Source organism: Pseudorhodoplanes sp., from assembly GCF_050250235.1.
Taxonomy (GTDB): domain Bacteria; phylum Pseudomonadota; class Alphaproteobacteria; order Rhizobiales; family Xanthobacteraceae; genus Pseudorhodoplanes.
This window is the reverse complement of record NZ_JBFWPA010000270.1, coordinates 1-4,456: the sequence shown is the minus strand read 5'-3', so window position 1 is coordinate 4,456 and position 4,456 is coordinate 1. Positions and strand designations below refer to the sequence as shown.

The 4,456-nt window shown below is 58.5% G+C and carries 5 protein-coding genes; 1 reads left to right on the top strand and 4 read right to left on the bottom strand.

Translation table 11 applies throughout. The features are described from left to right. Positions 1 to 40: 40 nt before the first annotated feature. The 4 genes from AB7F49_RS38425 to AB7F49_RS38410 are packed head-to-tail and all read right to left on the bottom strand — an operon-like array spanning position 41 to position 3,696. Positions 41 to 925 carry an ABC transporter ATP-binding protein gene (locus tag AB7F49_RS38425; RefSeq protein WP_428532986.1) on the bottom strand — a complete coding sequence of 295 codons (885 nt, stop codon included), beginning with the start codon at positions 923 to 925 and terminating at the stop codon, positions 41 to 43. Further along, complete coding sequence (locus tag AB7F49_RS38420) at positions 918 to 1,667, bottom strand: ABC transporter ATP-binding protein (protein ID WP_428532989.1); 750 nt, start codon at positions 1,665 to 1,667, stop codon at positions 918 to 920. The genes AB7F49_RS38425 and AB7F49_RS38420 overlap by 8 nt, the downstream gene beginning before the upstream one ends. Positions 1,668 to 1,669: 2 nt before the next feature. Next, the gene (locus tag AB7F49_RS38415) at positions 1,670 to 2,671 is read right to left on the bottom strand and encodes a branched-chain amino acid ABC transporter permease (protein WP_428532983.1); all 1,002 of its coding nucleotides are present in this window, start codon (positions 2,669 to 2,671) and stop codon (positions 1,670 to 1,672) included. A gap of 5 nt (positions 2,672 to 2,676) precedes the next feature. Continuing rightward, complete coding sequence (locus AB7F49_RS38410) at positions 2,677 to 3,696, bottom strand: branched-chain amino acid ABC transporter permease (RefSeq protein ID WP_428532980.1); 1,020 nt, start codon at positions 3,694 to 3,696, stop codon at positions 2,677 to 2,679. Positions 3,697 to 3,737: 41 nt separating this feature from the next. On the opposite strand from AB7F49_RS38410, the gene AB7F49_RS38405 reads away from it, so the two are divergent. Further along, a partial coding sequence (locus AB7F49_RS38405; protein ID WP_428532977.1) for an ABC transporter substrate-binding protein occupies positions 3,738 to 4,456 on the top strand: 719 nt, incomplete at its 3' end.

The following is a 4,456-nucleotide window of genomic DNA, read 5'->3' as shown; positions in this document are numbered from 1 at the left end:
GAAGCTGCCGCTAGTGCAGCAGTAAACAAGCAGATCGGGGTCAGCCAGTGCGACGCTCCTTGCGGCTGAAGGAGTCGAGCCCACGAGGCCTTGATAGTTTTCCTTCGTCCCGATTCCTGATGGGTGCAAAAAAAGCATCGGTAGGTGCGCGACGCCGGCGTTCCCGATTGTCGTAATCGATCGACCGCCGTTCCTTCTCCAACGCACGATTTTCGAGCGATGCGGGTTCTTCTAGACTGATTAACTCTGCAATTTTATCTGAACTATTGAGAGACTGACTCTCACCTCGCCAAACCACGAGGCCTTTATCAAGCACCAAAGCAAATTCACTCAGTTCCAGCGCGATGTCGACCTGCTGCTCGACGAGCAGCATCGCCATCTTCGTCTGCCGACGCAGTTCGATGAGGCCTCCCATCAGACTGTCGATCATTACGGGCGCCAGCCCCTCAAATGGCTCGTCAAGCAGGAGAATCATAGGGTTGCCGGCCAGGGCGCGTCCAACAGCAAGCATCTGCTGCTCTCCTCCCGACAGCTGGTTGCCGTAATTGCGACGTCGGTCGGCGAGGCGCGGAAATAGTTCAAAGATGCGTTCGCGAGTCCATTCTCCGGGCCGAGTCGCGACCAAAAGGTTCTCGTCGACCGTAAGCGAAGGAAAGATCTCGCGCTCCTGCGGAACATAACCAAGGCCTAGCCGGGCGCGCTGGTGCGTTGGCATTGTGGTTATGTCATGTTCTCTGAACTTGATGGCTCCGCCGCGCATGGTCGTTAAGCCCATGATCGTGGCGAGCAAAGTCGTTTTGCCGACGCCGTTGCGACCGAGCAGCGCCCAGGTTTCGTTCAACCCGATATCGAGCGAGACCTGCTCAAGCACGGTAGTATTTACGTATCCGCTCGTGACCGCGGCAATGGACAGAAGGTTACGCATGCCGGCGCGTTCCAAGATAGACATCGCGTACGCGGGGATCGGCACGCGTTTCAGCGACGCTCCCCTCGGTCAGGATCTCCCCTTCAAGCATTACGGTGATGCGCTGCGCAACCCGGAAGATTAGGCTCATGTCGTGCTCGATGATGAGTACTGCGAGCGATGCAGGAAGCCGCAGGAGGAGCTCGACCAGGACGACTCTGTCGAAAGAAGAAAGCCCCGCCGCAGGTTCGTCGAGCAGGAGGACCTTCGGCTTGAGCGCGAGGACAACGGCGATTTCCACCAGGCGGCGCTGACCATAGGGCAACTCCGAAACACTGTTCGACGCCAGTGCGAGGATGCCGAGCTGGTCAAGCAGGGCCGCGGCTTCATCGAGGATGTCCGGCCGGCGCAGTATACTGCCCCATGCTTGCTGATCGATGCCGTGACGCGCTCCAAGCGCGATGCCGACATTCTCTGCGACTGTCAGCGCCGGAAACAGCGAAGTGATCTGGAAGGTGCGCGCCAGCCCGAGAGCGACGCGCCGTTCGGGCGGAAGATGCGTGATGTCGGCGCCAAGAAGGGATATCGAACCGGCGGAAGGGCGCAACAGGCCGCTGATCAGGTGAACCAGCGTTGTCTTGCCAGCACCGTTCGGGCCGATCAGGCCATGCCGCGCGCCAACGGGAAGATTGAAGGAAATGTTATTGGCAACACGGATCGCCGCAAAATTCTTGGACAATCCTCGGAGTTCCAGGGCGAGCATCGTCACGTTTGCAGTCCGGATTTGCAGCGTGCCCAAGCCGTCTCGATAAGTCCGACCAGACCGCGCGGCGCATAGCGAACGGCAAGAATGAGAACGATGCCGACGGCAAACAGCCAATGGAAGGGACTGACCGCAGCCGCCCGATCCGACAGCACGACAAAGACGGCAGCCCCAAGGAACGCGCCGTACAGATTGCCGGTGCCGCCGAGGATCAGCATGACGAGCAGGTTGCCAGAGAGCGCGAAGTTGAGGCTGTCCGGCCCGACGACGCGTGCAACCTGCGCTGACAGCGCGCCCGCAATCGCTGCGAGCGCACCGGAGAGCATGTATAATCCCACGAGCCGGTTTGTCACGGACACCCCGACGGCGCGCATACGGATCGGATTTTCGCGGATGCCGCGCACCGTGAGGCCGAAGGGCGAATTCACGATCATCTTGCAGATGAAATAGACGAAGGCGGTGACGCCGACTGCGTACCAGTACGCGGTATGGCCGGCGAGGTCGAACGGAAACAGGCCGAAAATTGGTGACATCTTGTAGCCGAACAGGCCGTCCGCACCGCCCGTGACGGAGCGCCAGGTCACGGCCAATTCACGTAGCAGGGTCGCGATCGCAAGTGTGAGCATGATCACGGTCAGGCCTTCCGTCCGTAAGATCAAGCGTCCCGTCACCGCACCCGCGACCGTGCCGGCCACGGCGCCAACCGTAAGGCCGGAGATCGGTTCAGGAGAAACGTGAAGTGCATAAAGCCCGGCAGCATAAGCGCCGACGCCGAAAAAGGCGACGTGCCCCAGGGAGGCGATACCGCCATAGCCGAGGGCGAGATCAAGAGACAATGCAAAGACAATGGTGATGAGCACCTGGGTCGCGAGCGGCAGATAATCTTTCATCGTGAGATAAACGATGACGGCGCAGATGAGTGGAATGAGATCGATCCACGACCAGCGATGCCGTGCGAAGGCGCGTCCTATTTGCTCGGTGCGTTGCGCGTCGTTTGGTGTCATGCGGATTACGCTCGTCCGTAAAGGCCTTGCGGACGCCAGACCAGAACGGCAAGGACGACCGCGTAGATGAAGAACCCGCCCGCATTCGGGAAAAGGTAGCGTCCGAACGTGTCCAGAATCCCGATGGCGAGCGCGGCGTAGAACGAGCCTTTCAGACTTCCGAGGCCGCCGACGGCAACCACCATGAGAACGGGAACGAGGTAGACAAGCGCGTACCACGGTTCGAGCGGCAGAAACTGGGTGCCAAGTATCCCGGCGGCCGCGGCGAGACCACAGCCGATGGTGAAGGTGAATGCGAACATGTGCTGGACATCAATGCCGACGCATCGTGCCATGCGCGGATTATCGACGGAGGCGCGCAGCTTTGCACCAAACGCAGTGTATTCCAGAATCCCCCATAGCGTCGCGGCCAGCATCACGCTGACAAACACAATGAACACGCGATAGGTGGATATCGTGATTGCCCCGAATTCGGTTGTCGTCGACAGCCATCGAGGCGGGGAAATGGTGTTGGCATAAGAGCCAAAGATAAGGTTTATCGTTGCGATCATCACGAAGGTGAGGCCGATCGTCATCATGATCTGTCCAAGATCGCCGGTCGCGTAGACCCAGCGATAGAATGTACGCTCAAGCAGCGCGCCGATGACCATTGTCGCGATCGTCGCGAAAAAAAGCGCCGAGAAGAAATCGAATTTCAAGGAACTGACAAGAAAAAGCGCGAGATAACCGCCGATCATCGCGAATCCACAATGGGCGAGATTCGCGATGCGCATGACGCCCAGGGTGACGGTTAGGCCGACAGAAATCAGGAAAAGGATCATCCCGTAGCCAATTCCATCGACTGCTAGAGCGACGAAAGTTGCCATCAGGCTGGACACTCGGGATCTTTCTTTTTTTAGCTTTCCTCTGGTGTCTGCATTTCTACCGGCTGGTCTTTTGTTTGGCAAGACAAACAGGCAGGTAGGCTCCCTATCTATCTTGAGGGTAGCCTGGAGATGGTGTAGCGTTCGCGCCAGCTGTGACAACAACAAGCAGCGCGAATGAAAAGATGAATGGGAGGAATGAAATGGGCATGGTCATCAACCGTCTGCGATTTTTGATTCTCACTCTGTCGTGTCTTTTTGTCGCGGCTCCTGTTGCAGCGCAAACTAACGAGGTCAAAGTCGGCGTCATCGGCATTTTCTCCGGTCCTTATGCAAGCTGGGGCAACGAATATCGCCAGGGCGTCGAGCTTTATCTCGATCAGCACAACGGCAAGAACGGCAATCCCAAAGTCACGGTTCTTTTCCGCGATGTCGGCGGTGACAATCCGGCGCGCGCACGACAATTGGCGCAGGAGCTGATCGTTCGCGACAAGGTCACGCTGCTGGGAGGCCTGGAATTCACGCCGAACGTGCTGGCGCTCGCGGATCTGATTACGGAGGCGAAGGTGCCGTTCATCGCCTTCGGTTCGGCGACCGCGTTCATCACCGACAAGTCGCCTTATTATATCCGCGCCGCTTACACGCAATGGACGGTGCAGACCATCCTCGGCAAATGGGCGATATCGCAGGGCATGAAGCGTTGCGCGATACTCGCAGCCGACTTTGCGACCGGCCACGATTCCATTGCGGCGTTCACGCATGGCTATACCGGCGGGACGGTTGCTGAAGTCGTGCGCGTTCCGCTCGGCACCACGGATATATCCAGCTATCTACAGCGCGTCCAAGATGCTAATCCGCAAAGCCTTGATGTGTTTCTGCCGCTCGGTCCGATGTCGGTAGCGTTCTTCAAGGCGTTCGCGGA